Origin of the sequence: Streptomyces sp. NPDC058326 (assembly GCF_042879855.1) — a bacterium.
Taxonomy (GTDB): Bacteria; Actinomycetota; Actinomycetes; order Streptomycetales; family Streptomycetaceae; genus Streptomyces.
On the sequence record NZ_JBHVZO010000004.1, the window covers coordinates 519,571 to 544,533 of the forward strand.

General features: G+C 72.9%; 23 protein-coding genes. 5 read left to right on the plus strand and 18 right to left on the minus strand.

Annotated elements, in window-relative coordinates; all coding sequences use genetic code 11:
• Position 1: 1 nt before the first annotated feature.
• Positions 2-691: a metal-dependent transcriptional regulator gene (locus ACFVYX_RS11130; RefSeq protein ID WP_073810447.1), complete on the minus strand. Its 690-nt coding sequence runs from the start codon at positions 689-691 to the stop codon at positions 2-4.
• A 149-nt stretch (positions 692-840) separates the two neighbouring features.
• Here ACFVYX_RS11130 and ACFVYX_RS11135 point away from each other — a divergent pair, with 149 nt between their 5' ends.
• Positions 841-1,596, plus strand: a complete 756-nt coding sequence (locus ACFVYX_RS11135; protein ID WP_389681032.1) for an SIS domain-containing protein — start codon at positions 841-843, stop codon at positions 1,594-1,596.
• 17 nt (positions 1,597-1,613) lie between these two features.
• Here ACFVYX_RS11135 and ACFVYX_RS11140 read toward each other — a convergent pair whose 3' ends face one another.
• Together ACFVYX_RS11140 and pdxH are read right to left on the minus strand one after the other, a co-directional pair.
• Positions 1,614-2,948 (minus strand): PAS domain-containing protein, encoded by a 1,335-nt coding sequence (locus ACFVYX_RS11140; protein ID WP_389681033.1) that lies wholly within the window; start codon positions 2,946-2,948, stop codon positions 1,614-1,616.
• A 135-nt stretch (positions 2,949-3,083) separates the two neighbouring features.
• On the minus strand, positions 3,084-3,767 hold the full coding sequence (gene pdxH / locus ACFVYX_RS11145; protein WP_389681034.1) for a pyridoxamine 5'-phosphate oxidase: 684 nt from the start codon (positions 3,765-3,767) through the stop codon (positions 3,084-3,086).
• Positions 3,768-3,956: 189 nt separating this feature from the next.
• On the opposite strand from pdxH, the gene ACFVYX_RS11150 reads away from it, so the two are divergent.
• The gene (locus ACFVYX_RS11150; RefSeq protein ID WP_389681035.1) at positions 3,957-5,057 is read left to right on the plus strand and encodes a citrate synthase 2; all 1,101 of its coding nucleotides are present in this window, start codon (positions 3,957-3,959) and stop codon (positions 5,055-5,057) included.
• A gap of 94 nt (positions 5,058-5,151) precedes the next feature.
• Here ACFVYX_RS11150 and ACFVYX_RS11155 read toward each other — a convergent pair whose 3' ends face one another.
• Positions 5,152-6,213: an isopenicillin N synthase family dioxygenase gene (locus ACFVYX_RS11155; protein WP_389681036.1), complete on the minus strand. Its 1,062-nt coding sequence runs from the start codon at positions 6,211-6,213 to the stop codon at positions 5,152-5,154.
• Positions 6,214-6,579: 366 nt separating this feature from the next.
• Here ACFVYX_RS11155 and ACFVYX_RS11160 point away from each other — a divergent pair, with 366 nt between their 5' ends.
• Positions 6,580-7,617 (plus strand): M4 family metallopeptidase, encoded by a 1,038-nt coding sequence (locus ACFVYX_RS11160; protein WP_389681037.1) that lies wholly within the window; start codon positions 6,580-6,582, stop codon positions 7,615-7,617.
• 133 nt (positions 7,618-7,750) lie between these two features.
• Here ACFVYX_RS11160 and ACFVYX_RS11165 read toward each other — a convergent pair whose 3' ends face one another.
• From ACFVYX_RS11165 to ACFVYX_RS11175, 3 genes are read right to left on the minus strand one after another with little or no spacing between them, the layout of a single operon-like run.
• Positions 7,751-8,383 carry a TetR/AcrR family transcriptional regulator gene (locus ACFVYX_RS11165; RefSeq protein ID WP_389681038.1) on the minus strand — a complete coding sequence of 211 codons (633 nt, stop codon included), beginning with the start codon at positions 8,381-8,383 and terminating at the stop codon, positions 7,751-7,753.
• Positions 8,371-9,099, minus strand: coding sequence for an enoyl-CoA hydratase family protein (locus ACFVYX_RS11170; RefSeq protein ID WP_389681039.1), 729 nt, complete (start codon positions 9,097-9,099; stop codon positions 8,371-8,373). Before ACFVYX_RS11170 ends, ACFVYX_RS11165 begins: the two co-directional genes overlap by 13 nt.
• Positions 9,100-9,109: 10 nt before the next feature.
• Positions 9,110-10,693: an AMP-binding protein gene (locus ACFVYX_RS11175; RefSeq protein WP_389681128.1), complete on the minus strand. Its 1,584-nt coding sequence runs from the start codon at positions 10,691-10,693 to the stop codon at positions 9,110-9,112.
• 243 nt (positions 10,694-10,936) lie between these two features.
• Here ACFVYX_RS11175 and ACFVYX_RS11180 point away from each other — a divergent pair, with 243 nt between their 5' ends.
• Positions 10,937-12,598 carry an FG-GAP repeat domain-containing protein gene (locus tag ACFVYX_RS11180; protein WP_389681040.1) on the plus strand — a complete coding sequence of 554 codons (1,662 nt, stop codon included), beginning with the start codon at positions 10,937-10,939 and terminating at the stop codon, positions 12,596-12,598.
• Positions 12,599-12,844: 246 nt separating this feature from the next.
• Here the strand turns inward: ACFVYX_RS11180 and ACFVYX_RS11185 are convergent, their stop codons facing one another.
• The 9 genes from ACFVYX_RS11185 to ACFVYX_RS11225 form a co-directional block, all read right to left on the minus strand.
• Entirely contained in the window at positions 12,845-13,978 is a 1,134-nt protein-coding gene (locus ACFVYX_RS11185; protein ID WP_389681041.1) for an acyl-CoA dehydrogenase family protein, read from the minus strand.
• Positions 13,975-15,906 (minus strand): acetyl/propionyl/methylcrotonyl-CoA carboxylase subunit alpha, encoded by a 1,932-nt coding sequence (locus tag ACFVYX_RS11190; RefSeq protein ID WP_389681129.1) that lies wholly within the window; start codon positions 15,904-15,906, stop codon positions 13,975-13,977. The genes ACFVYX_RS11185 and ACFVYX_RS11190 overlap by 4 nt, the downstream gene beginning before the upstream one ends.
• A 130-nt stretch (positions 15,907-16,036) precedes the next feature.
• On the minus strand, positions 16,037-17,644 hold the full coding sequence (locus ACFVYX_RS11195) for an acyl-CoA carboxylase subunit beta (RefSeq protein WP_389681042.1): 1,608 nt from the start codon (positions 17,642-17,644) through the stop codon (positions 16,037-16,039).
• A 110-nt stretch (positions 17,645-17,754) separates the two neighbouring features.
• Positions 17,755-19,446: an acyclic terpene utilization AtuA family protein gene (locus ACFVYX_RS11200; protein WP_389681043.1), complete on the minus strand. Its 1,692-nt coding sequence runs from the start codon at positions 19,444-19,446 to the stop codon at positions 17,755-17,757.
• On the minus strand, positions 19,446-20,234 hold the full coding sequence (locus tag ACFVYX_RS11205) for a TIGR03084 family metal-binding protein (RefSeq protein WP_389681044.1): 789 nt from the start codon (positions 20,232-20,234) through the stop codon (positions 19,446-19,448). Before ACFVYX_RS11205 ends, ACFVYX_RS11200 begins: the two co-directional genes overlap by 1 nt.
• A gap of 86 nt (positions 20,235-20,320) precedes the next feature.
• Positions 20,321-20,773: a hypothetical protein gene (locus ACFVYX_RS11210; protein ID WP_389681045.1), complete on the minus strand. Its 453-nt coding sequence runs from the start codon at positions 20,771-20,773 to the stop codon at positions 20,321-20,323.
• Positions 20,774-21,123: 350 nt separating this feature from the next.
• Positions 21,124-21,303 (minus strand): DUF1272 domain-containing protein, encoded by a 180-nt coding sequence (locus tag ACFVYX_RS11215; RefSeq protein ID WP_389681046.1) that lies wholly within the window; start codon positions 21,301-21,303, stop codon positions 21,124-21,126.
• Positions 21,304-21,400: 97 nt separating this feature from the next.
• Positions 21,401-21,778 carry a VOC family protein gene (locus ACFVYX_RS11220; protein WP_389681047.1) on the minus strand — a complete coding sequence of 126 codons (378 nt, stop codon included), beginning with the start codon at positions 21,776-21,778 and terminating at the stop codon, positions 21,401-21,403.
• A 64-nt stretch (positions 21,779-21,842) separates the two neighbouring features.
• Positions 21,843-22,691 carry a DMT family transporter gene (locus ACFVYX_RS11225; RefSeq protein ID WP_389681130.1) on the minus strand — a complete coding sequence of 283 codons (849 nt, stop codon included), beginning with the start codon at positions 22,689-22,691 and terminating at the stop codon, positions 21,843-21,845.
• 260 nt (positions 22,692-22,951) lie between these two features.
• Between ACFVYX_RS11225 and ACFVYX_RS11230 the strand changes: the two genes are divergently transcribed.
• Positions 22,952-23,809 (plus strand): LysR family transcriptional regulator, encoded by an 858-nt coding sequence (locus ACFVYX_RS11230; protein ID WP_389681048.1) that lies wholly within the window; start codon positions 22,952-22,954, stop codon positions 23,807-23,809.
• Positions 23,810-23,919: 110 nt separating this feature from the next.
• Here ACFVYX_RS11230 and ACFVYX_RS11235 read toward each other — a convergent pair whose 3' ends face one another.
• Both ACFVYX_RS11235 and ACFVYX_RS11240 read right to left on the minus strand, forming a co-directional pair.
• On the minus strand, positions 23,920-24,450 hold the full coding sequence (locus ACFVYX_RS11235; RefSeq protein ID WP_389681049.1) for a cytochrome b: 531 nt from the start codon (positions 24,448-24,450) through the stop codon (positions 23,920-23,922).
• A gap of 92 nt (positions 24,451-24,542) precedes the next feature.
• Entirely contained in the window at positions 24,543-24,926 is a 384-nt protein-coding gene (locus ACFVYX_RS11240) for a DUF4440 domain-containing protein (protein WP_389681050.1), read from the minus strand.
• Positions 24,927-24,963 lie beyond the last annotated feature (37 nt).

The following is a 24,963-nucleotide window of genomic DNA, read 5'->3' on the forward strand; positions in this document are numbered from 1 at the left end:
GTCAGCGCTTCGCGACGAACACGTGCGCCGCGACCTCCGCGTCCAGCTCCGCCGCCTCGCCGCTGCTGCCCACCAGGACACCGCCCGGCGACTCCGTCACCGACACCACGGAACCGGGCTGCACGCCCGCCCTCCGCAGCGTGTACATCAGCTGGGCGTCCGTCTGGATCGGCTCGCCGATCCGGCGCACGACCACCGTCTTGCCGCCGCTCGCGTCCAGCTCCGCGAGCGACACCATCGAGTCGTCGAGGAAGGCCTCCGCCTCCGCCTTCTCGCCCAGCTCCTCAAGGCCCGGGATCGGATTGCCGTACGGCGACTCCGTCGGGTGGCGCAGCAGCTCCAGGACCCGCCGCTCCACGGCCTCGCTCATCACGTGCTCCCAGCGGCAGGCCTCGGCGTGCACCTGCTCCCACTCCAGGCCGATCACGTCGACGAGCAGACACTCCGCGAGGCGGTGCTTGCGCATGACGCGGGTGGCGAGGCGGCGGCCCTCGTCCGTGAGCTCCAGGTGCCGGTCGCTGGCGACGGCCACCAGACCGTCGCGCTCCATCCGGGCCACCGTCTGGCTCACCGTCGGGCCGCTCTGGTCGAGCCGCTCGGCGATCCGGGCGCGCATGGGGACCACGCCTTCCTCCTCAAGCTCGAGGATGGTGCGGAGATACATCTCCGTTGTGTCGATCAGTCCGGACATACGTGCCCCTCGATGAGTCGTGCGCTGGCCCTCCACCAATTCTGACGCATCGGGCGGACAACCGGGCCGCACGACCGAAAGGCGGTATTGACAGAGCAATGGTCCAGACCGCACCGTGATCGGCGACCACGACGAGAGGGAGCCACGCCATGGGCGAGAGCAAGCTGGCCGGACAGTTCTTCGACGCCGCGATCGGTCTGCTCAAGGAGGTCCGCGACGGGGACTCCGAGGAGATCGCCGCCGCCGGAGCCGCGATCGCCGAGGCCGTGGCCCACGGCAACCGGCTCTTCGCCTTCGGCGCCGGCCACTCCTCCCTCGCCGCCCAGGACGTCGTCTACCGGGCCGGCGGCCTCGCCCTGATGAACCTGCTCGTCGTCCCCGGCGTCGTCGGCGTCGACGTCATGCCGGCGACGCTCGGCTCCGCCCTCGAACGCGTGGACGGCCTCGCCGGAGCGGTCCTGGACTCCTCCCCCGCCACAGCGGGGGACGTCCTGATCATCATCTCGCTCTCCGGACGCAACGCCCTGCCCGTGGAGATGGCGATGAACGCCCGCGCGCTCGGCCTCACCGTCATCGGCGTCACCTCCGTGGCGTACGCGACGGAGACCAAGTCCCGGCACGTCTCCGGGACGTACCTCAAGGACCACTGCGACATCGTCCTCGACTCGCGCATCGCCGTCGGGGACGCCGAACTCACCCACGACGGCATCGAGGCCCCCTTCGCCCCCGCCTCCACCGTCGTCACCAGCGCCCTCATGCAGGCCACGATGGCCGCCGCCGCCGAGGACCTCGTCCGGCGGGGCATCGAGCCGCCACTGCTGCGCTCGGGGAACGTCGACGGCGGACACGAGTGGAACGGCCGCGTGATGACGGAGTACGCCGACCGGATCTTCTACCGGCACTGAACGCCCCCGCACCTCCTTCACCGCGCCCCCGGCCGGTCCCCCAGGTCCAGCGTCGCCGCCACCCTCGACGCCACCGCCTCCGCGAAGACCACGTCCTCGCGCTCGAAGGGCGCGCGGCAGGCGGCCCGCAGGAAGGTCAGGACGCCGAGGGTCCGGCCACGGGAACGCAGCACCACGCAGACCGCGTGCGCCGCGTCCCCCGGCCACTGGTGGGCCTCCGCCCACACCTCGGCGGTCCGGCCCGCGCTCGCCCGTACCGTGCCGAGACGGTCCCAGGCCTGGAGCGCCGGATGCCTCGGGCCGTACCGCAGCGGGATGCCGCCGCCCACGACCGGCGAGGCGGGGCTCGGGGCGCCCGCCGGAGTGGCCAGGGCCCGGGTCAGGCGCCGCTCGCCCGCGACCCGGTCGACCAGGGCGTGGTCGGCGAACCCGGCCAGGGCGAAGTCGAGCAGCACGGTCGCCGCCTCCGCCGGGTCCTCGCACTCCGCCGCCGCCGCGCCCGCGCGGTGCAGCTGACTCCAGCGGAACCGCAGCCGGTCCGCGCCGCGCGCCGCGAGCCGCTCCTCCGTCACGTCCTGGAACAGCCAGGCCACACCCAGCGGCACCGGCTCCTCCGCCATCGGCGACGACAGGCGCAGGAAACCGCTGCGCCAGCACCTGCGCCGCTCCCCCGCCGACGTCCTGAGCGTCACCCACACCTCCGCGGGCGCGGGCGCCGAGCCCTCCGCGAGGACGTGCTGGAGCGCACCCTCCAGCTCCTCCGCGCCCTGGACGACGACGTCGCCGAGCGGGCGCCCGAGCAGGGACGTACGCCCCGTACCGAAGGCGCGGGCCGCGTGGCCGTTGACCATGGCCGGGCGGAGATCGGCGTCGACGAGGACGACCCCCCAGGACGCGTCCTCGAAGAGGGCCTCGCTGAGGGCCACCGAACGTTCCAGGTCGAGCTGGACGTGGACCTCGCTGAACGCGCAGTACACCCCCGCCGGCCTGCCGTCCGCGCCGCGCACCCCGGCGGCCTGGCTCCGTACGAGCACCCGGCCGCCGTCCTTGCGGAGCAGCGCCAGCTCGTGGACCTGCCGCCCGGGGCCCTTCATGGCCCCCATCACCCGGCGCAGGGCCTCCTCGGCGTCCGCGCTGCGCGCGGCCCACCCCTCGAAGCCGTGCCGCCCGACGGCCTCTCCCGCGGACCAGCCGAGGATCCGCTCGGCCTCACGGTTCCAGTGCGTGATCGTCCCGTCGGCGTCGAAGGCGCAGAGCGCCGCGTCCATCCCGTCGAGCAGCGCGGCCAGCAGATCGGCCCCCGCCCCGGAAACGGATGCGGTCTCGCTCGCGGACCCCGTGAAAGCACTCATTCCGGCACCCCCCATGCTGCGGCCATTCAACTGGAACGTGACGCAGAGCACATCAGGTTCACCGAAATCGTTGCACCGCGGAAACGCATTCCGGTACGGGCACGGGAGTGGGTACGCCAGAGGCATGTGCGCCGGTCAGGGCGCCAGGCGCTCCACCCGCCAGGTCTCGCCCGCCGCGCCGTCGGGGCCGTCCTCGCGGACGTACCGCAGCCGGTCGTGGAGGCGGTTCTCGTGCCCCTGCCAGAACTCGACCGCGTCCGGGACGACCCGGATGCCGCCCCACTCCGGCGGGACCGGGACCTGGGTGTTCTCGGGGTAGCGGGCGGCGAGTTCCCCGTACCGGGCGAGGAGTTCCGCGCGGGACTCGATCACCGAGGACTGGGTGCTCGCCCAGGCGCCCAGCTGGGAGCCGTGCGGGCGGGTGCGGAAGTAGGCGACCGTCTCGTCGCGTCCGACGCGCCCGGCGCGGCCGGTGACGATGACCTGGCGGGCCAGCGGGTGCCAGGGGAAGAGCAGCGAGACGTACGGGTTGGCCGCCATCTCCGCGCCTTTGCGGGAGCCGTAGTTGGTGAAGAAGACGAAGCCGGCCCGGTCGTAGTGCTTCAGGAGCACCGTGCGGGAGGAGGGGCGGCCGTCGGGGGTGGCCGTGGAGACGATCATCGCGTTCGGCTCGTGGATCGCCGGGTTCTCGGCGGTCTCCTTGAACCAGCGGGTGAACTGGGCGATCGGTTCGGGGGCGAGGTCGGCCGGCGACAGCTCGGTGGTGCGGTACTGCTCGCGCATGTCGGCGGGATCCAGTGCGTCGGTCACGAGGCCCATCCTGCCGCAGCGCCTCATTCTGCCCGGCACCCCGTGCCGTCAACCCTCACTCGCCGGATCGGCGCAGTGTGCCGGATGTCACGCTTCCCCGCATCATCGGAACCGTACAGACTCTTGGGCTGGACGACTGTTGAATCCCCACCATCGACCACCACCCTGTTGATCGATCATCGATAGAGGAGCCGCCTGATGTCCGAGTTCGTACCCGGCCTCGAGGGAGTCGTCGCGTTCGAGACGGAGATCGCCGAACCCGACAAGGAAGGCGGCGCCCTCCGCTACCGCGGCGTCGACATCGAGGACCTCGTCGGTCAGGTCTCGTTCGGCAACGTCTGGGGCCTGCTCGTCGACGGCGCCTTCAACCCCGGACTCCCCGCCGCCGAGCCGTTCCCCATCCCGGTGCACTCCGGCGACATCCGCGTCGACGTCCAGTCCGCGCTCGCCATGCTCGCGCCCGTGTGGGGCCTCAAACCGCTCCTCGACATCTCCGCCGAGCAGGCCCGCGACGACCTCGCCCGCGCCGCCGTCATGGCCCTCTCGTACGTCGCCCAGTCCGCCCGCGGCCAGGGCCTCCCGATGGTCCCCCAGAGCGAGATCGACAAGGCCCAGTCCGTCGTCGAGCGCTTCATGATCCGCTGGCGCGGCGAGCCCGACCCGAAGCACGTCAAGGCCGTCGACGCCTACTGGACCTCCGCCGCCGAGCACGGCATGAACGCGTCCACGTTCACCGCGCGCGTGATCGCCTCCACCGGTGCCGACGTGGCCGCCGCGCTCTCCGGCGCCGTCGGCGCGATGTCCGGTCCGCTGCACGGCGGCGCGCCCTCCCGCGTCCTCGGCATGATCGAGGAGATCGAGCGCACCGGCGACGCCACCGCGTACGTCAAGCAGGCCCTCGACAAGGGCGAGCGCCTGATGGGCTTCGGCCACCGCGTCTACCGCGCCGAGGACCCCCGCGCGCGCGTGCTGCGCCGCACCGCCAAGGAGCTCGACGCCCCGCGCTACGAGGTGGCCGCCGCCCTGGAGAAGGCCGCGCTCGACGAGCTGCACAACCGCAGGCCCGACCGGATCCTGGCGACGAACGTCGAGTTCTGGGCGGCCATCGTCCTCGACTTCGCCGAGGTCCCGGCGCACATGTTCACGTCGATGTTCAGCTGCGCCCGTACGGCCGGCTGGTCGGCGCACATCCTGGAGCAGAAGCGCACCGGCCGCCTGGTCCGCCCGTCCGCCCGCTACACGGGCCCCGGCAAGCGGGACCCGCGCGACATCGAGGGCTACGGCGACATCACCGGCTAGACCGGACGGATCCGGGGCGCCGGCCGGGCCGGTGAGGCCCGCCGGACCGCTCCGTCCACCGGGACCGATGGACCGGCTGGACCAGCTAGACCAGCTAGACCAGCTGAGCCTGCGGGATCGGCTGGGTCGGGCGGCCGTCCGGGTGCAGGAGGAGGTCCGCGTGGTGGCGCGCCGCCACCAGCGGGTGGGCGCGGAGCTTCCCCTTCAGGGCGTTGAACCCGTACTCGGCGAACAGCGGGTTCGCCGGGTCGGCCGTGACACCGGGTGCCGTGTCCGCGTGCGGGAAGGCCAGCGGCGCGATCCGGGCGTCGAGCCGCGGGTTGTAGAAGAACGGCACGGAGAATCGTTCCGTCGCCCCGGGCGGTGAGACCACCCGGTGGTTCGTCGCGATCAGATAGCCGTTCGTGGCCACTTCGAGCAGCTCGCCGAGGTTCACGACGAACGCGCCCGGCAGCGGCGGCACGTCGTGGAAGTTCCCGTCCTCCCGCTGGACCTGGAGCCCGCCCACCTGGTCCTGGAGCAGCAGCGTGAGGAAGCCGTAGTCCTTGTGCGCGCCGACGCCCTGGTCGTCGCCCTCGCCGCTGCTGCCCGGGTAGCGCACCAGCTTCAGCTGCGGATGGGCGCGCGGGCCGAAGATGTCGTCGTAGAAGTCCGCGGGCGCCCCGATCGAGGCGAGCAGCTCGTGGAGCAGCCGCTCGGCGACCCCGCTGAGCCGCTCGATCCAGTGCAGGGCGGCGGTACGCAGCTCGGGAAGCGCGGCCGGCCACTGGTTGGGGCCTTCGAGCCACCAGTACGGGGCCTCCCACGGCGCGGGGGCGTGCGCGGGGCGCTCGGCGCCGATGTCGAGCTGGTCGCGCCAGTCACGGGAGCCCTGGGTGCGCTCGTCGCCGATGCGGGTGTAGCCGCGGAAGTGCGGCGAGTTGAGGTTGTCGAGGGCGAGCCGGTCGGCCTCGGGCAGCGCGAAGAAGGCACGCATCGCCGAGGTCAGGGCCCGGGTCTCGGCCTCGGTCACCCCGTGCCCGACGAGCTGGAAGAAGCCGACGTCATGGGCGGCCGAGTGGAGCTGCGCGCGCAGGAGCCTCCGGGCCTGGGGATCACGGTCGGCTGCCGAGAGGTCGACGATGGGGAGCTGGGACGGGTACGAGCTGTTCGTCATGGGTGCATCCGCGGGGTCTACGGGTGCCCGGGGCGGCCGCCGAGGGTGGGGCGGGGGCCACGGGTGCCGGTCGGCTGGGGCTCTGACGGGGACCCTGGGGGGCGGTGGTGGTGCCCGGGAGGGTCAGGCGGAGCGGCGACAGCTCATGCTCGTGACGCGGACGAAGTCCACGTGGCGACGGCGTACGAGCGTAGGCATGCGACCAGAGTACTGCGGGCCCCGGCGATCGACTGTGGCCCGGGTCACGTCCGGCGCATCCTCCTCCGGGTCTGTTCAAAGTGCCGGGCGTACGCGAAGATCGCCGCCACCGCGTGGTGAGTACACGCCAAGCTTCCCGTCGCAGCATCCCATCGCAGGAGGATGTCCATGACCCGCCGCACCTCTCGTGGCCTGGTCGCCGCGGCCGTCGCCACCACGGCCGTCGCCACCGCCGCGCTGTTCCCGTCGGCCGGAGCCTCCGCCGCCTCGCTGCCGCAGGCGCGCGTCTTCATGGTCAACCCGGTCCAGTCCACCGGCGACCAGTCGCTCACCGACCACAAGGACGCGGTGAGCGACGTCCCCGCCTCCGCGTACGCCCTCGTCACGCTGCGGAACCTCGACGCGAGCGGCGGGCTCTCCGGCCGGTGGGCCGACGTCCGCTCCGAGACCGGCAAGCCCGCCACGATCGCCGGCGCCACCGCGTACAACCGCTCCGACGACCAGTTCGAGCAGGTCATGGCGTACTTCTGGGTCAACGAGTCACAGGAGTACCTCCAGAGCCTCGGCTTCGGCACCGAGCTCCCCGGGGCCAACGACCGCGTCCAGCCGGTCCGGCTCAACCAGTGGGGCGCCGACAACTCGTACTTCACCGACAAGAAGGCCGAGATCCGCTTCGGCAAGGGCGGCGTGGACGACGCCGAGGACGCCGAGGTCATCGTCCACGAGTACGGCCACGCCGTGCACCACGCCCAGGTGCCCGGCTTCGGCACCACCGCCGAGTCCGGCGCGATCGGCGAGGCCTTCGGCGACTACCTGGCCGTGGCCGTCGGCACGCACGCGATCGAGAAGTACGACTGGCCGCTCAAGGCCGACCAGGCCTGCGTCGCCGACTGGGACGCCACCGGCTACAGCGAGGCGCCGCACTGCCTGCGCCGCCTCGACGGCACCAAGACGTACGCGGACCGGGAGGGCGAGGTCCACGCCGACGGCGAGATCTGGTCCCGGGCGCTCCTCGACATCCGCACCTCCCTCGGAGCGAGGACCGCCGACCGGATCATCGTCAACGCGCAGTTCGGCTTCGCGCCCGACACCAGCTTCGCCGACGCGGCCCGCACGACGGTCGAGACCGCGCAGAAGATGTACGGCACGTCGGCGGCGAACGCCGTACGCGCGGCCTTCCACGCCCGGGAGATCCCGGGCATGTGACCCGCAGGGCCCGCGCCCGACTGATCCCGGGCGGGTGAGCCGGGGCGGTGGCCCCCGGGCGGGTCAGCCCGGACAGTGGCCCCGGGCGGGTCAGCCGGGGCGGTGGTCCCGGGCGGGTGGGCCTCCGGATCCGCTACGCCAGCGCCTCGTCAAGGAGCCGCGCCCACTGGGAGACCACCCGCTCCCGGCGGGCGCGGTCGTCCGTCAGGAGGGTCGCGAGACCCAGACCGCGTGCCATGTCCAGGAGTCCCTGGACGGTCTCGCGGACACCGGGGCGCGACTCGTCGGCGCCGAGGACCTCGACGGCGATGCGGTGCGACTCCCGGCCGACACGGGCCTCCAGGTCGGTGACCCGGTCGCGGAGCTGGTCCTCGTCGGCGGCGGCCACCCACAGGTGCAGGGCGGCCCGGAACAGCGGCCCCGTGTACAGGTCGACGAGCGCGGCGACGGCCTCGTGCCGGTCGCGGGACGGCAGGTTCCGCAGCGCCTGGGAACGCTCCTCCGCGACGTACTCGACGGCCGCCGTGAACAGGTCCTCGCGGGTCGGGAAGTGGTGCTGGGCCGCGCCCCGGGACACCCCGGCCCGTTCCGCGACGACGGCGACCGTCGACCCCGCCCAGCCGTGCTCGGCCAGGCAGGCCACGGCCGCCTCCAGGAGCCGCTGCCGGGTGGCGCGGCTCCTGTCCTGCTTGGGGTTCCGGTCCGGCTTGGGATTCCCCGCCTGCTGGGGGTTCCGGTCCGGCTTCGGTGCGGTCAGAGCCGCCATGCGGGGTCCCGTCGTTCGAGGAAGGCCGTCATCCCCTCGCGCGCCTCGGCGGAGGCGAAGAGCGTGGCCGAGGTCCTCACCAGGTCCTCCGCGTCGCGTTCGAAGGTCTCCAGGACTCTAGCGGTGACCAGCCGCTTCGCCTCCCGCAGGCCCTGCGGGGAAGCGGCGCGGAAGGAGTCGAGGATGCCGGGAAGGGCGTCCTCGCCCGCCGTCACGAGGCCCATGGCGACGGCCTCGGGAACGCCGAACCGCTCCCCCGTCAGATAGTGGCGGGCAGCCGCGCGCGGCTCCAGCTTCGGAAGGAGGGTGAGGGAGATGACGGCGGGCGCGACCCCGATCCGTACCTCCGTGAGGGCGAAGTCCGCCCCCTCCCCCGCCACCACGATGTCGCAGGCGCCGAGCAGCCCGAGGCCGCCGGCCCGGGTGTGACCGCCCGCGGTGACGTGGCCGACGACCGGCTTCGGCAGCTCGACGACCTGCCGGAGCAGGTCCACGAAGGCGTACGGGCTCGGCGGCGCCTTCAGGTCGGCGCCCGCGCTGAAGGTGGTCCCGGTATGGGTGAGGACCACCGCCCGGACCGCCGGGTCCTTGCCGCAGGCGGTGAGGGCGTCGGCGAGCTCGGTGACGAGCGGCGCGGAGAGCGCGTTGCGAGTGGCCGGGGAGTCCAGGGCGAGGGTGGTGATCCCCCGCTCCTCGGCGACGGCGACCAGGGTCATGTGCGGTCCCTCAACTCTCGGTCTCGGAGCGCGCCCGGTCGCGGAGCTCCCTGCGGAGGATCTTCCCGGAGGCTGCCCGGGGGACGGTGTCGACGAACTCGACACCGCGGACCTTCTTGTACGGGGCGACCCGAGCGGCGACGTGCGCCATGACGTCCTCCGCCGAGAGGTCGGGCGCGGCAGGCTGGCGTACGACGAAGGCCTTGGGTATCTCGGTGCCGTCCGCGTCGGTGACGCCGATGACGGCGGCGTCGGCGACGCCCTCGTGGGTGAGGAGGAGCGCTTCGAGTTCGGCGGGGGCGACCTGGAAGCCCTTGTACTTGATGAGTTCCTTGACGCGGTCGACGACGAACAGCCAGCCGTCGGCGTCGACCCGCCCGATGTCACCGGTGTGCACCCAGCCGTCGTCGTCGATCATGGCGGCGGTGGCGTCGGGACGCCCGAGGTACCCCTTCATGACCTGCGGCCCCCGGATGGCGACCTCGCCCTCCTCCCCCGGGGCGGCGTCCTTCGACGGGTCGTCGAGGGACAGGATCCGCATCTCGGTGGAGGGCAGCAGCCTGCCGACGGTGCCGGGTGGGGGGTTCGGGGCGTCGAGCGGGACGACATGGGTGCCCGGGGACAGCTCCGTCATGCCGTACGCCTGGAGGACCGGGGGCAGCCCGAGCCGCGCCGAACAGGCCTCCGCGAGGGCCGCGTCGAGCGGCGCGGCGGCGCTGACGATGTACTTCAGGGAGGACAGGTCGTAGTCGGCGACGGCCGGGTGCTTGGCGAGGGCGAGCACGATCGGCGGGGCGACGTACAGGCCGCTGATGCGGTGCTTCTGGACGGCACCGAGGAAGGTGTCGAGTTCGAAGCGGGGCAGGACGACGACGGTGGCGCCCTGGCGGAGGGGCGCGTTCATGAGGGCCGTGAGCCCGTAGATGTGGAAGAAGGGCAGCACGGCGAGGATGCGGTCCCCCGGCCCCATCGGGATGAGCGGCTCCAGCTGGGCCAGGTTGGTCGCGATGGAGGTGTGCGTGAGCATCACGCCCTTGGGGACGCCGGTGGTGCCGGAGGAGTACGGGAGGACCGCCACGTCCTCGTCCGGGTCGACGTCGGGCTCGGGCACGGGTCCGGTGGAGCCCAGGAAGTCCTGTAGCGAGCGGACGTCACCCGTCTCCGCCTGGTCGCAGACGAAGATCTCCTCGATGCCGCCCGCGAGTTCGGCCGCCGCGCGGGCGGCGGGCAGCAGGGGCGACACGGTCACGATCCAGCGCGCCGCGGCGTCGCGGAGCTGCTTCGCGAACTCCTCGGGCGTGGCGAGCGGGTGCACGGTGGTGACGGCCGCACCCGCGCGCGTGGCGGCGTAGAAGGCGATGGGGAACAGCACGGTGTTGGGGCTGTGCAGCGCGAGCACGTCCCCCTTCCGCACACCGGCCTCGGCGAGGCCGGCGGCGACGAGCCGGTGAAAGGCGTCGACCTGCGCGTGGGTGAGGGTGAACTCGCCGGTGCCGTCGATCAGCGCGGGCGTGTCGCCGCGCTCGGCGGCACGGCCGAGGACCGCGTCGTGGATGGGGAGGGAGCGGTGGACGGTGATCGGAGTCGTCAGGATCGCTCGTGCCGGTACGGCTTGGGGAGACCTTGGCAGCACTCCACCGAAACAATCAAGCACGCATGCATGATTCAGGGGGCCGCGGGGGGTCTCGCGAGTACCGCGCATACCGGATCGGCGGTCCGATGAAAAGGTTGTACGCGACAGATCTTCATTTCCGCCCCCCGCGGGCCTTACGATCCGGACGTTTCCGGAACCCCCGCCTCCAGCTCCCGTTCCCCTCGCCACGTCCCAGGAGGGACTTTGCACCACGCGCTCCACCCCCGCCGAAGCCACCGGCTCGCGGCCTGCACGGCCTTCGCGCTCACCGTGGGCCTCGTGACCGGAGGACCGGTCTCCACCGCCGTCGCGGCACCGGCCGGCACCACCGCCGCCGCGAAGCCCCGGTTCGACCTGGACGGTGACGGCCGCAGCGACCGGATCTACCGGTCGGCCGCCACCGGCAAGCTGTCGGTGGCCCTGTCGAAGACGGGCACCAGCGCGGCGTTCACGCTGGCCGCCGACAGCCTGGAGATCCTGCCCGCGGACGACCTCACGGGCAGCGACACCCCGGAAGTGCTGACGCTCCACCCTGACGGCACCCTCGCGCTGCACTCCACCGTGAGCCCCACGGCCACCGACGGAGTCCCGTGGCAGGGGCGAGGCTGGCACATCTACAACAAGGTCCTCGCCCCCGGAGACCTCACCAGGGACGGATTCCAGGACCTGCTGGCCCGTACCCCCGACGGCACGCTCTACCTCTACGGCAGCAAGGGCACACTGTCGCCGTACGAAGGCGGCCCGTTCAGGTCGCGTGTCAGGGTCGGCGGCGGCTGGCAGATCTACGACCAGCTCGTCGGCACCAACGACATCGACGGCGACACGATCGCCGACCTCGTCGCCAAGACCCCTACGGGCGACCTCTACTTCTACAAGGGCACCGGCTCCGCCACCGCCCCGTTCAAGCCCCGCGTCAGGATCGGCGGCGGCTGGAACACCTACAACCAGGTCATCGGCGCCGACGACCTGAACGGCGACGGCAGGGCCGACCTGCTGGCCCGCACGCACAGCGGCACGTTCTACCGGTACCTCTCCGCGGGCGGCGGCAAGTTCGCGACCCGGACGTACTTCGGCGGCGGCGGCCAGAACCTCTCGTACTACCTCGGCCAGGGCGGCCTGCCGGACCACGGCAAGCACGACCTGTTCGTCGTCGACAAGGCGGGGACCGCCTTCACGTACAGGACGCTGGCCGGCGGCAGGTTCACCGCGCCCCAGCAGTACGGCGCGGCCGGAGACCACGCCTACCACTGGGAGACGGTCAACGGCCACTCGCTGGACGGGGTCGACCGGTCCAACCTGCTGACCGCCGACAACCGGGGCATGCACATGTGGAGGGACGGCCTCGGCCACGAGGTCTCCACCGGCAGCGCCTTCCTGAACTACCTCACGATGATCGCCCCGGGCGACGTCACCGCCGACGGCGAGAGCGACTTCATCGGCCTGGGCTCCTCCGGCGACCTGTTCCTCCACCCGGGCCTGAAGAGCCACAGTCCGGCGTACCTCGGTGCGGCCGTGAAGATCCGCACGGGGATGACGAACGACATCCTGATCGCCGCCGGGGACGTCACGGGCGACGGGCGCCCCGACCTCGTCACCCGGCACGACGGCATCTACCTGCACGTGCTCCCGGGCACCGGCTCGGCCACCGCGCCGTTCGGGACGCCCATCGTGGTCGGCAAGGGCTGGGAGACGTACGCGTACCTGGCCTCGCCCGGCGACATGGACGGCGACGGCCGGTCCGACCTGGTCGCCGTCACCCCGTCCGGCGACGTCTACCGCTACTCGGCCACCGGCCTGCGCGGCACGTCCACCTTCGCCCCCCGCGTCAAGATCGCGTCGGGCTGGAAGTACGACCACATCAGCTGACGCCGAAACGTCCGCTACGGCTGCCCGACGGGGCCGCGGCGGACTCCCGGAACCGTCAGTTCTCGCGGCCGGACAGCACGGTCGCCACATCTTCTGCGGCTGCTTCCACCCGGCCGGTGCAGCAGGACAGCCGGGCGGAGCAGCCGACCGCCGGCGTGCACCGCCCGGACACACCGGCCATGGTCGGGCCGCCCCCGGGCCCGGGGGCGGTCGGCGTCCAGGTACCAGGGGGCTCCCCACCCTGCCTCAGTACGACTTGGGCAGCCCCAGGGAGTGGGTCGACACGTAGTTCAGGATCATCTCCCTGCTGACCGGCGCGATCCGCGCCACCCGGGACGCCGTGATCAGCCGGGCCAGGCCGAACTCCTTGGTGAGGCCGTTGCCGCCGAGGGTGTGCACGGAGGTGTCGACGGCCTTCACGCATGCCTCCGCCGCCGCGTACTTGGCCATGTTCGCGGCCTCTCCCGCGCCCAGGTCGTCGCCCGCGTCGTACAGCTTCGCCGCCTTCTGCATCATCAGACGGGCCAGTTCCAGCTCGATGTGCGCCTGGGCCAGGGGATGCGCGATGGCCTGGTGGGCGCCGATGGGCGCCTTCCAGACCTGGCGTTCCTTCGCGTACGTCACGGCCTGCGCGAGGGCGTAGCGGCCCATCCCGATCGCGAAGGCGGCCGTCATGATCCGCTCCGGGTTGAGGCCCGCGAAGAGCTGGAGGAGGCCCGCGTCCTCGTCGCCGACGAGGGCGTCCGCCGGCAGGTGCACATCGTCGAGGGTCAGCTCGAACTGCTTCTCGTCGGCGGCCAGTTCCATCTCGATGCGGCGGCGCCCGAAGCCGGGGGTGTCGCGCGGGACGATGAAGAGACAGGCCTTGAGGTTGCCGGTGCGGGCGTCGGACGTACGGCCCACGATCAGGGTCGCGTCCGCGATGTCGACGCCGGAGACGAAGACCTTCCGGCCGTTGAGGACCCAGCCCTCCTCCGTGCGGGTCGCGGTGGTGGTGATGCGGTGCGAGTTGGAGCCCGCGTCCGGCTCGGTGATCCCGAAAGCCATCGTCCGCGAACCGTCCGCGAGCCCCGGCAGCCACTCCCGCTTCTGCCCTTCGGTGCCGAAGCGGGCGATGACCGTGCCACAGATGGCGGGCGAGACGACCATCATCAGGAGCGGCGCCCCGGCGGCGCCCGCCTCCTCCAGCACGATGGAGAGTTCGGCCATGCCGCCACCCCCGCCGCCGTACTCCTCGGGCAGGTTCACCCCGAGGTAGCCGAGCTTCCCGGCCTCCGCCCACAGGGCCGCCCGGTCGAAACCGGCGCCGTGGCGCCGCCCGAGGGCCGAGACGGCGGCGCGGAGTTCGGAGTGTTCCTGCGGCTCGATGTCGGTGCTCATACGGAGTCTTCCTCCTGTGCTTCGGTCGGGACATCGGTCTGTACGACGGCGAGCAGGGCACCGACCTCGACCTGGCGGCCGGGGGCGGCGTGGAGCGCGGTGAGCGTGCCGGAGGCGGGGGCGACGACGCGGTGCTCCATCTTCATGGCCTCCAGCCAGAGGAGCGGCTGCCCGGCGCCGACCCGGTCGCCGACGGCGAGGCCGTCCGCGACCCGGACGACGGTGCCGGGCATGGGGGCGAGCAGGGAGCCGGGTTCCCGCCGGCCGGCGGGGTCGGGGAAGCGGGGGCGGGCGGTGAGCCGGTGCGGGCCGACATGGACGGTCTCGCCGTACCGCGCGACCTCGAAGTCCCTTACGACGCCACCGACTTCGAGGCGCACCCGGTCGGGCGCGGCCGATACGACCCGGACCCCTCCGGGGGCGGTGACCTCGTATCCGCCGTCCCGCGTGGGCCGGTAGCGGACCTCGTGCTCCCCGTACGCCCGCGTCCCGTCCTGCGAGCGCAGGTTGCGCCAGCCGCCGCCGAAGCGGCTCGCGCGCGCGGCCGCCGCCGCGAGGGCCGCCGCCACCGCCGCGTACTCCTCACCCTCCCCCGGAGCGGCGAGGACGGGCAGGTTCCGGTCGTAGAAGCCGGTGTCGAGGGCTTCCTCCCGGGCGTACTCGGGGTGCCGGAGCGAGGCGACCAGCAGCTCCCGGTTGGTGACCGGGCCGTGGATCCGGGCCCGCTCAAGCGCGTGGGCGAGCTTGCGGACGGCCTCGGCGCGGGTGGGGGCGTGGGCGATGACCTTGGCGAGCATCGGGTCGTAGTGGACGCCGATCGTGTCCCCGGAGGCGTACCCGGTGTCGACCCGGAGCCGGCCCTCCCGTGGCAGGTCGAAACGGTGCAGGACGCCGGTCTGCGGCGCCCACTCCCCGGCCGGGTCCTCCGCGTAGAGGCGGGCCTCGACCGCGTGGCCGTGCGGGGCGGGCGGCTCGGGGGGCAGGGCGCGGCCCTCGGCGACGGCGAACTGGAGGGCGACGAGGTCGACCCCGTACACCTCCTCCGTCACCGGGTGCTCGACCTGGAGCCGGGTGTTCATCTCCAGGAAGTGCGCCCTGGGGGTCCCCCCTGCTCGAGCGGAGCCGAGAGCTCGGGGGACGTCCGCGACCAGGAACTCGACGGTGCCCGCGCCGGTGTAGCCGACGGCCTTCGCCGCCCGTACGGCCGTGTCGAGGAGGGAGGCCTCCAGGGCCTCGGGCAGGCCGGGCGCGGGGGCCTCCTCGACGACCTTCTGGTGGCGGCGCTGGAGGGAGCAGTCGCGGGTGCCGAGTGCCCACACCGTGCCGTGGGTGTCGGCGAGGACCTGCACCTCGACGTGCCGGCCGTTCTCCACGTACGGCTCGACGAAGACCTCCCCGTCCCCGAAGGCGCTCGCCGCCTCCGCCGACGCGGCCTCCAACTCGCCTTCCAGAGCGGACAGTTCTCGTACGATCCGCATGCCCCGGCCGCCGCCGCCCGCCGCCGCCTTCACCAGGACCGGCAGATCCGCCTCCGTGACGTCGGTGAGCGGGGCGATGCCGAGGAGCTCCTTGGCGCGGGTCTTGGAGGCCATCGCCTCGATCGCCTCCGGCGGCGGCCCGATCCACACCAGACCCGCGTCGAGCACGGCCCGTGCGAAGGCGGCGTTCTCGGAGAGGAAGCCGTAGCCGGGGTGGACGGCGTCCGCGCCCGCCGCGAGCGCCGCCTTCACCACCAGGTCGCCGCGAAGGTACGTCTCCGACGGCGCGGCCCCCGGCAGCCGTACGGCCGCGTCGGCCTCGCGGACGTGCAGGGCGCCGGCGTCCGCGTCGGAGTACACGGCGACGGTGGAGACCCCGAGCTCACGGCAGGTGCGGAAGACGCGGCAGGCGATCTCGCCGCGGTTGGCGACGAGGACGGAGGTGATCAACATGGGTGCCTCGGAGCTGATCGACGTGGGCACCTCGGTCGTGGTCGACGTGGGCGCCTCGGATGTGGTCGACGTGCGTGCCTCGGCCGTGGTCGACGTGGGTACCTCGGATGTGGTCAACGGGGGTGCCTCACATTCGGAAGACGCCGAAGCCGCCGCGCGCGCCCTCGACCGGTGCCGTGTGGATCGCGGAGAGGCACAGTCCGAGGACCGTGCGGGTGTCACGGGGATCGATGACCCCGTCGTCGTAGAGCCGACCCGAGAGGAACATCGGCAGCGACTCGGACTCGATCTGCGCCTCGACGAGCGCCCGCAGACCGGCGTCGGCGTCCTCGTCGTACGGCTGGCCCTTGGCGGCCGCGCTCGCCCTCGCCACGATCGACAGGACGCCGGCGAGCTGCTGCGGGCCCATGACGGCGGACTTGGCGCTCGGCCAGGCGAACAGGAAACGGGGGTCGTAGGCCCGGCCGCACATGCCGTAGTGCCCGGCGCCGTACGACGCTCCCATGAGGACGGACAGGTGCGGGACCCGCGAGTTCGACACCGCGTTGATCATCATGGCGCCGTGCTTGATGATGCCGCTCTGCTCGTACTCCTTGCCGACCATGTAGCCGGTGGTGTTGTGGAGGAAGACGAGCGGGATGTCCCGCTGGTTGGCGAGCTGGATGAACTGCGCCGCCTTCTGCGACTCCGGGCCGAAGAGCACGCCCTGCGCGTTGGCGAGGATCCCGACGGGGTAGCCGTGCAGGGCCGCCCAGCCGGTCACCAGGCTGGGCCCGTACAGCGGCTTGAACTCGTCGAAGTCGGAGCCGTCGACGATCCGGGCGATCACCTCGCGCGGGTCGAACGGGGTCTTGAGGTCGCCGGGGACGATCCCGAGGAGCTCGTCCCCGTCGTACTTCGGAGGCTCTCCGGTGAACGGATCGGGATGCGCCTTGCGGTGGTTGAGGCGGGCGACGATCCTGCGGGCCTGCCGGATCGCGTCGGTCTCGTCGACGGCGTAGTGGTCGGCGAGCCCCGACGTGCTGGCGTGCATCTCGGCGCCGCCGAGGGACTCGTCGTCGCTCTCCTCGCCCGTCGCCATCTTCACGAGCGGCGGACCGCCCAGGAACACCTTCGAGCGCTCCCTGATCATCACGGTGTGGTCGGACATGCCGGGGACGTACGCGCCGCCCGCCGTCGAGTTGCCGAACACGACGGCGACGGTCGGGATGCCGGCCGCCGAGAGGCGCGTGAGGTCGCGGAAGAGCGCCCCGCCGGGGATGAAGATCTCCTTCTGGGAGGGGAGGTCGGCGCCGCCGGACTCGACGAGCGAGATGACGGGCAGCCGGTTGGCGTACGCGATCTCGTTGGCCCGCAGCGCCTTCTTCAGCGTCCACGGGTTGGAGGCGCCGCCGCGCACGGTCGGGTCGTTGGCGGTGATCAGGCACTCGACGCCCTCGACGACCCCGATCCCGGTGATCAGGGAGGCGCCCACCGTGTACTCGGGGGAGGCGCTGCCCCAGGCGGCGAGCGGCGACAGTTCGAGGAAGGGCGAGTCGGGGTCGACGAGCAGCTCGACCCGCTCACGGGCGAGCATCTTGCCGCGCTTCCTGTGCCGGGCCGTGTACTTCTCGCCGCCGCCCGCGAGGGCCTTGGCGTGCTCGGTGTCGAGAGCGGCCAGCTTGTCGAGCATGGCGGCGCGGTTGCTCCGGTACTCGGGTCCGCCGGTGTCGAGGGCGGAGGCGAGGACGGTCACTGGGGTCCCTCCGGCAGGTCGTCGGGTACGGCGGTCACAGGAGCTCCTCCGGTACGTCGTCGGGCACGGCGGTCACGGGGATCCCTCCGGCAGGGCGTCGGGTACGGCGGTCACAGGAGCTCCTCCGGTACGTCGATGTGGCGGGAGCGGAGCCATTCGCCGAGGGCCTTGGCCTGGGGGTCGAAGCGGGCCTGGGAGGCGACGCCCTCGCCGAGGATCCCGGCGACGGTGAAGTTCAGCGCGCGGAGCCGCGGGAGGACGTGCCGGGTGACGGTCAGCGCGGCCGTCTCCGGGAGGAGCTCCTTCAGCCTGTCGACCGTGAGGGCATGGGCCAGCCAGCGCCACTCCTCGTCCGTCCGCACCCAGACGCCGACGTTGGCGTCGCCGCCCTTGTCGCCGCTGCGGGCCCCGGCGACCCGGCCGAGCGGGACGCGCCGGACGGGCCCGTCGGGGAGCGGCTCGGGAAGGTCCGGTCCGGGTACGGGCTCCGGCTCCCGGGTCTCCACCGGTACGGGGATTTCCCTGCGGGTCCCGTCCGGGAGGACGGCCGTGTGCGGGACCTCGGCGGCCGGTACGTACGCGGACTCGAAGACGCCGTAGGGGGCGCCCCTGCCGGGTGGGGCGGTGACGTGGAAGCCGGGGTAGCTCGCCAGGGCCAGTTCGATCGCCGCGCCGGTGAGGGCCCGGCCGACGGCCTCGGGGCCGGGGTCGCGGACGACGAGCCGGAGCAGGGCGCTCGCGGTCTCCTCGGTGCCGGCGTCGGGCCGGTCGGTACGGGCCAGTTCCCACCGGACCTCCGCCGGGCGGCACTTCGCGAGGGCGTCCTCGACCTGGTCCCGCACGAGCCGGGCCTTGGCCTCGATGTCGAGCCCGGTGAGGACGAACACCACCTCGTTGCGGAAGCCGCCGAGCCTGCTGAGCCCGACCTTGAGCGTCGGGGGCGGCGCCTCACCCCGTACGACGTCGATCCGGACCCGGTCGGGGCCCTCCCGCGTGAGCCGTACGGTGTCGAGCCGGGCGGTCACGTCGGGGCCGGGGTAGCGGGCGCCTGCCGTCTCGTACAGGAGCTGGGCCGTGATCGTACCGACGTCGACGAGTCCGCCGGTGCCGGGGTGCTTGGTGATGACGGCGCTGCCGTCCGCGTGGAGCTCGGCGACCGGGAAGCCGGGACGGCGCAGGACGCTCGGGTCGTGGTCGCGGAAGAAGGCGTAGTTGCCGCCGGTGGCCTGGGTTCCGCACTCCAGGACGTGCCCGGCGACGACCGCGCCCGCCAGCCGGTCGTACTCCTCGGGGCCCCAGCCGAAGTGCCACTGGGCGGGCCCGGTGACGAGGGCGGCGTCGGTGACCCGGCCGGTGACGACGACGTCGGCGCCCGCGGTGAGACAGGCGGCGATCCCGGCGCCGCCGAGATAGGCGTTGGCGGCGAGGACGCCGTCCGTGGCGGGCAGCCGGTCGCCCTCGACGTGCGCGATCCGGGTCGGCAGGCCCAGCTTCGCGGCGAGGGTGCGCAGGGCGTCGGCGAGCCCGGCGGGGTTGAGGCCGCCGGCGTTGGTGACGATCCGGATCCCGCGCTCGTGGGCGAGGCCGAGGCCCTCCTCCATCTGGCGCAGGAAGGTCTTCGCGTATCCGGCGGCCGGGTCCTTCAGCTGGTCGCGGCCGAGGATGAGCATGGTCAGTTCGGCGAGGTAGTCGCCGGTGAGGACGTCGAGTCCGCCGCCGGGCCCGCCGCCGGTGAGCATCTCGCGGACGGCGTCGAAACGGTCGCCGTAGAAGCCGGAGGCGTTGCCGATACGGAGGACCATCAGGCCCCCTCGGGAGCGCGGCCCGGGCCGGCCGGGCCCGCGAAGGCCTGGGCGATGGTGAGCCAGTGCCCGGCGTCCGGTCCTTCGGCGACGAGCGCCGTGTCGTCGCGGTGGACGCGCTGCGTGACGAGGAGGCAGAAGTCGAGTGCGGTGCCGGTGACCTTCTGGGCGGCGCCCTCGGGCCCGTACGTCCACATCTGCCCGTCGGGAGCGAGGAGTTCGACGCGGAAGGGTTCGGTGGGGGCGGGGAGGCCCCGTACCAGGTAGGCGTAGTCGCGGGCGCGGTGGCCGATCCAGGCGACGTGTCGGAGGCGGGCCGTGGGCACGCGGACGACGCCGAGGGCGTCGGCGATGTCCTGGCCGTGCGCCCAGGTCTCCATGAGCCGGGCGGTGGCCATGGCGGGGGCGCTCATCGGCGGCCCGTACCAGGGGAAACGAGTGCCGTCCGGCACCGCGCGCAGAGCCTCCTGGAGCCGTTCGCGGCCCTCGCGCCAGCGGGCGAGCAGCTCGCCGGGCGGCAGCTTCGCCCCTTCCTCGGCGCCTTCGTCGACGAAGCGATCGGGGGCGGCGAGGGCCTTCTCGGTCTCGGCGGCGAAGGCCTCGGCATCGGTGGCGGCGAGGAGCGCGGCGCGGTCGGTCCAGGCGAGGTGCGCGATCTGGTGGGCGACGGTCCAGCCGGGCGCGGGGGTGGGCGTCCCCCACCGTTCCTCGCTCAACTCGCCGACGATCCGGTCGAGTTCGCCACTCTCGTCTCGCAGGTCGTCGAGCACGGCGACGGGGTCGGACACGGTGCGCTCCCCTCGGGGGACGGGCGTTCACGGGCCTTCGCCGAGGAGCATGACAGCGACACCAGAAACAATCAAGCGTGCTTGCTTTAGATCGGGGGTGCCGAGGTGACCCCGGACGGCTTCCGGGGCTTCCGCCGGATCGCGGAGGCCAGGGCCGTGACGAGGACGACGAGGGCGAGGGAGCGGAGGGGGAGGAGCGCACCCGGGGCGTCGTCGAGGAGGTCGATGCCGTCGCCGACGGCGATGACCCAGCCGACCGCGCCCACGAGCACCATCGGGCCGACCCTCCGCTCACCCGTGACCCGCATGCCGATCCAGAGGACGAGCGGCATGAGCAGGACCGTGTTCACGACGGCGGCGGTGAACGCCTGGTCCGAGGAGTACCCGGGCCCGGCCCCCAGCGTCGCCGCCGCCTGACCGCTGAACGACAGGAACAGGGTGTCGGACAGGACCAGATGGGACGCCGCGACGGCGACCGAGGAGACGATGACGGCCTTGAGCAGGCGGGGGGCGAGGGGAGTGGTGGAGGACGCTGCCATGGAGGCGACTATACGCACTATGTATACATGAGGTGTATAGACCCCTCGGGAAGGACCCGTTCCGCCGGATCCTCCCGCCCGGACACGCACTCCGGGCGGGACGGGCTCCGGGCTGGGCCGGTTCCGGCCGGGCCGACTCCGGGCTGGGCCGGCTCCGGGCGCTACTTCGCGGCCGCTACTGCCCGAGTCATTGCGGGGGTGGAAGCCCATCGCCTGGCTGCACGGGCGACGGCACCTTCGCCTCCCGCACCCGCATCGGCGGCGGCCGGCAGAACTTCACCCAGATCATCGGCGTCGGCGACCAGGGCTGGGGCCGGCCTGCCCGTCCACCCCCCGTACGGCACCTACTACTAGGGGGTGCGCCGGGGCCGGGGGACCAACTCGCCGCCGCAGTTGGGACAGACATCCGCCATGGAGTCGGCGCAGGGAACGCAGAAGCTGCACTCGTACGAACAGATGCGCGCGGGCCCGTCCGGCGTCAGGACCGCCGTCGTGCAGCGCTCACACTTGTCCCGCATCTCCAGAGCCATGGTCGGCCCCCTCCCTCGTACGTCCGTGAACCCCCATCGTCCGCGCCCGCCAGGACCCCCTCAATGCCCCGGACGGTCAAGGACCAACCGAATCGGGTCAATGCCTGACCAGGCAGAACGGATGGCCGGCGGGGTCCGCGAACACGCGCCAACCACGCTTCCCGTCCCCCTCGTCAAGGACGGTCGCCCCCTGCGCGAGGACCTCCGTGTGGGCGGCGTCGAGGTCGGCGACACCGAAGTCGAGGTGGAACTGCTGGGGGCGTTCCGGGTCGGGCCACGCCGGCGGGTGGTGGTCGGCGACGCCCTGAAAGCAGAGGACGAGCCCCCCGGGCACGTGGAGGGTGGACCAGCCCGCGTCGAGGGACCAGCGCCGGTCGGGCCGGTCGACCTCCCCTCCGAGCACGGCCCGGTAGAACTCCGCGAGCGCGCGGGGCGCGGGACAGTCGATGACGACGCACTGCAGTTCAGCGATCATGCGCGGATCCTAGGGGCAGGGCTCAGGGGGACCCGCGAGCCCGGCCTGATCGACAAGACACCTCCTAGGGGGCGCCCCTGACCTGGCTGCGGACCGCGCCCATGCTGGCCGCTATGACGAGGGCGATGGCGAGGGCGTCGAGGGCGGACAGGGACTGACTGAGGACGAGGAAGCCGGCGGCCGCCGCGATGGCCGGTTCCAGGCTCATCAGGATCGCGAAGGTGGGGGCGGGCAGGCGGCGCAGGGCGAGGAGTTCCAGGGTGTACGGCAGGACCGAGGACATCAGCGCGACGGCGAGGCCGAGGCCGATCGTCGACGGTACGAGGAGTTTGTCGCCCGCCTCCACGATGCCGAACGGCAGACTGAGGACGGCGCCGAAGGCCATCGCCAGCGCCAGCCCGTCCGCCTGCGGGAAGCGCCGGCCCGTACGGGCGCTGAACACGATGTACGTGGCCCACATGGCGCCCGCCGCGAGCGCGAAGGCCGCGCCGAGCGGATCGAGGCGGTCGAAGCCGCCGCCGCCGAGGAGGACGACACCGCCGAGCGCGAGTCCGGCCCAGAGCAGGTTCATGAGGCGGCGGGACGCGATCACGGAGAGGATCAGCGGGCCGAGCACCTCCAGGGTGACGGCGGCGCCCAGCGGGATCCGGTCGGCGGCCTGGTAGAAGAGGATGTTCATGCCCGCCATGGCGATGCCGAAGGCGACGACCGTCCCCCAGTCGGCCCGGCCGTAGCCGCGCACCTTGGGCCTGCAGACGATCAGCAGGACGGCCGCGGCGAGCACGAGCCGCAGGGTGACGACCCCGAGGGCGCCGGCGCGCGGCATGAGGAGGACGGCGACGGCGGAGCCGAACTGTACGGAGAGGCCGCCCGTGACGACGAGCGCCACGGGGCCGAACCGGTGACCGGCCATCCGCCCCGGTGCGGGGCCACCCGCCGACACGGCGCCGGCCACGGCCGCCGCCGGGGTCACCTCCTTGACCGGACTGTCCACCGACCCCTCCTCCGCACTCGTACGACTCTCACGGCTGCCGCGATTTCAGTTCAACACACTGTACTCGTAGTACAGAGAACTGAACCACCCGATAACCGGACCCTGGACTTCCCTCTCACGCTACGAGGCCCCGCGCGGCGCCGGAAATGCCGATTGCGCTGCGGTTATGCTCCGGACGCATGAGCATCGAGCTGCGCCACCTCCGCTGCTTCCTCGCCATCGCCGAGGAATCGAGCCTCACCAGGGCGGCCGCCCGGCTCCACCTCACCCAGCCCGCCGTCTCCCGCACGCTCGCCGCCCTCGAACAGCACCTCGGCGCCCGCCTCGTCGACCGCTCCACCCACCACCTCGCCCTCACCGCCGAGGGCCGGGCCTTCCACGCCCGGGCCGAGGCCGCGCTCGCCGCCTTCGACGCCGCCGTCGACCCGGCGCGGCTGCGTCACCGCCCTCTGCGCCTCGGGCACGCCTGGTCGGCCTTCGGCCCGTACACCACCCCCCTGCTCCGGCGCTGGCAGCGCGCGCACCCCGAGACCCCGCTCGAACTCCTCCGCGTCGACGACCGCACCGCCGGCCTCACCCGGGGCGAGGTGGACGCGGCCCTGCTCAGAGGGCCCGTCGACGCGCCGGGCCTGGTCACCGAGGAGCTCACCACGGAAGAACGGGTCGCGGCCGTCCCCTCCGACAGCCCGCTCGCCGACCGGGCACGGCTCACCCTCGACGACCTGGTCGGCGGAACCGTCGTCCTCAACACCGTCTCCGGTACGACCACCCTCACGCTCTGGCCCCCCGCCGGCCGCCCGGCGGCCACCGTCACCGTCGCCAACACCGACGACTGGCTCACCGCCATCGCGGCGGGCCGCGGCGTCGGCGTCTCGTCCGCGTCCACGGCCGCCCTGCACCCGCACCCGGGCGTCAGCTACCGTCCCCTGCCCGACGCGCCGCCGCTGCCGGTGGTCCTGGCCTGGCGGGACGCCTTCCCCCACCCGGCGACCGGGGCGCTGGTGGCGATGGCGCGGGAGATCGTCAGCGGGAGCTGAGGGCGTTCCCCTCCCCGCCGAGGAGCAACCGCCCTCCGCTCGAAGGGGCCTGGGCACGCGGGCGCGCGCATCGGTGCCGGGCAGCAAGCGGACGTCCGGCCCCGCCCGTTTCACAGCATGCGGTGGAGCAGCCGGTCACGGTCGAGGAGTTGGTGCTTGAGGACCAGGCCGACATGGCCGGCCAGCGCGGCGAAGAAGGACATCTGTGCCGCCACGTGCACCCACAGGAGGTCATCGTCGCCCGAGGCGAGGAGCAGCACCCCGGTGAGGGGGACCACGAACGTCAGCACGTAGAGCACGGCCTCCGTGCGGTGGGCGAGGCGGCGTTCGAAAGACGTGAGCGTCGGTGCCCACGGCGGCAGGGTGGTGCGGCGCCGCCAGATCAGTCGCGTCACGCCCAGAGCGACGATGACGGCTCCTACGAGCACGTGGGCGGTGAGCAGAGCGTCCTCGCCGAAGGCTTCGTCACCGCCACCGCGTCCGCGCCCCCGCCCGGACTCTCCACCACGGCCCCGGCCCCGGCCGCGCCCGGATTCCGACGTGTCCAGCGCGTACCCGATGACGAACTGGACGGCGAACACGGCCACCACGCTCCAGTGGAGGACTTTCGTGAGGGGCCGATACCCGAGACCGGTGTCCATTCCCCCATCACAACCCACGGCGGCACCCGCCACACCGCACCACGCTCACCGGCCTCGCGGCCGTCACGGGAACGGCGAAGCCGGTCACCGCCTCATGCGTCCGGCACGGGCGTTGCCTGGTGGTAGTACATCCGCCACCCGGCGTCCTCGTCCGACTTCCGCCAGATCGAGCTCCTCCGGGCTCGCCTGCCGTCGATCACGGTCTCGAACGTCAGGTGCACGATCCCCGGCGCCAATACGGTGCCCGTCATCCCGGTCGGCACGTACTGCGGGCCGTCTTCGTCCGCGCCCTGCATGACCGGCAGCGCCGAGAGCATCGACCGGCGATCCCATCTGCGCCCCGAGGCACCCACTTCCACGAACTCCGGATCCAGGAGTTGCTCCACCAACGCCCTGGACGACCGCACGGCCGGACTCATCAACTGCAACTCCCCCGCGATGGCCTCGGCCACACCGCTTTCCGCGTCCACGTTCATGGGCGCATCCTGCCCCAGCGGACCACGGCACGCGCAA

Excerpts from the sequence above, each read along its gene's own strand:
- ACFVYX_RS11165 (WP_389681038.1), bottom strand. The coding sequence starts at position 8,383 with ATGGCGGCTCTGACCGCACCGAAGCCGGACCGGAACCCCCAGCAGGCG.
- pdxH (WP_389681034.1), bottom strand. The coding sequence starts at position 3,767 with ATGGGCCTCGTGACCGACGCACTGGATCCCGCCGACATGCGCGAGCAG.
- ACFVYX_RS11225 (WP_389681130.1), bottom strand. The coding sequence starts at position 22,691 with ATGGCCGGTCACCGGTTCGGCCCCGTGGCGCTCGTCGTCACGGGCGGC.
- ACFVYX_RS11200 (WP_389681043.1), bottom strand. The coding sequence starts at position 19,446 with ATGGTCCTCCGTATCGGCAACGCCTCCGGCTTCTACGGCGACCGTTTC.
- ACFVYX_RS11215 (WP_389681046.1), bottom strand. The coding sequence starts at position 21,303 with ATGGCTCTGGAGATGCGGGACAAGTGTGAGCGCTGCACGACGGCGGTC.
- ACFVYX_RS11210 (WP_389681045.1), bottom strand. The coding sequence starts at position 20,773 with ATGGCAGCGTCCTCCACCACTCCCCTCGCCCCCCGCCTGCTCAAGGCC.
- ACFVYX_RS11130 (WP_073810447.1), bottom strand. The coding sequence starts at position 691 with ATGTCCGGACTGATCGACACAACGGAGATGTATCTCCGCACCATCCTC.
- ACFVYX_RS11135 (WP_389681032.1), top strand. The coding sequence starts at position 841 with ATGGGCGAGAGCAAGCTGGCCGGACAGTTCTTCGACGCCGCGATCGGT.
- ACFVYX_RS11170 (WP_389681039.1), bottom strand. The coding sequence starts at position 9,099 with ATGACCCTGGTCGCCGTCGCCGAGGAGCGGGGGATCACCACCCTCGCC.
- ACFVYX_RS11150 (WP_389681035.1), top strand. The coding sequence starts at position 3,957 with ATGTCCGAGTTCGTACCCGGCCTCGAGGGAGTCGTCGCGTTCGAGACG.
- ACFVYX_RS11185 (WP_389681041.1), bottom strand. The coding sequence starts at position 13,978 with ATGAGCACCGACATCGAGCCGCAGGAACACTCCGAACTCCGCGCCGCC.
- ACFVYX_RS11160 (WP_389681037.1), top strand. The coding sequence starts at position 6,580 with ATGACCCGCCGCACCTCTCGTGGCCTGGTCGCCGCGGCCGTCGCCACC.
- ACFVYX_RS11235 (WP_389681049.1), bottom strand. The coding sequence starts at position 24,450 with ATGGACACCGGTCTCGGGTATCGGCCCCTCACGAAAGTCCTCCACTGG.
- ACFVYX_RS11230 (WP_389681048.1), top strand. The coding sequence starts at position 22,952 with ATGAGCATCGAGCTGCGCCACCTCCGCTGCTTCCTCGCCATCGCCGAG.
- ACFVYX_RS11240 (WP_389681050.1), bottom strand. The coding sequence starts at position 24,926 with ATGAACGTGGACGCGGAAAGCGGTGTGGCCGAGGCCATCGCGGGGGAG.
- ACFVYX_RS11140 (WP_389681033.1), bottom strand. The coding sequence starts at position 2,948 with ATGAGTGCTTTCACGGGGTCCGCGAGCGAGACCGCATCCGTTTCCGGG.
- ACFVYX_RS11220 (WP_389681047.1), bottom strand. The coding sequence starts at position 21,778 with ATGATCGCTGAACTGCAGTGCGTCGTCATCGACTGTCCCGCGCCCCGC.
- ACFVYX_RS11155 (WP_389681036.1), bottom strand. The coding sequence starts at position 6,213 with ATGACGAACAGCTCGTACCCGTCCCAGCTCCCCATCGTCGACCTCTCG.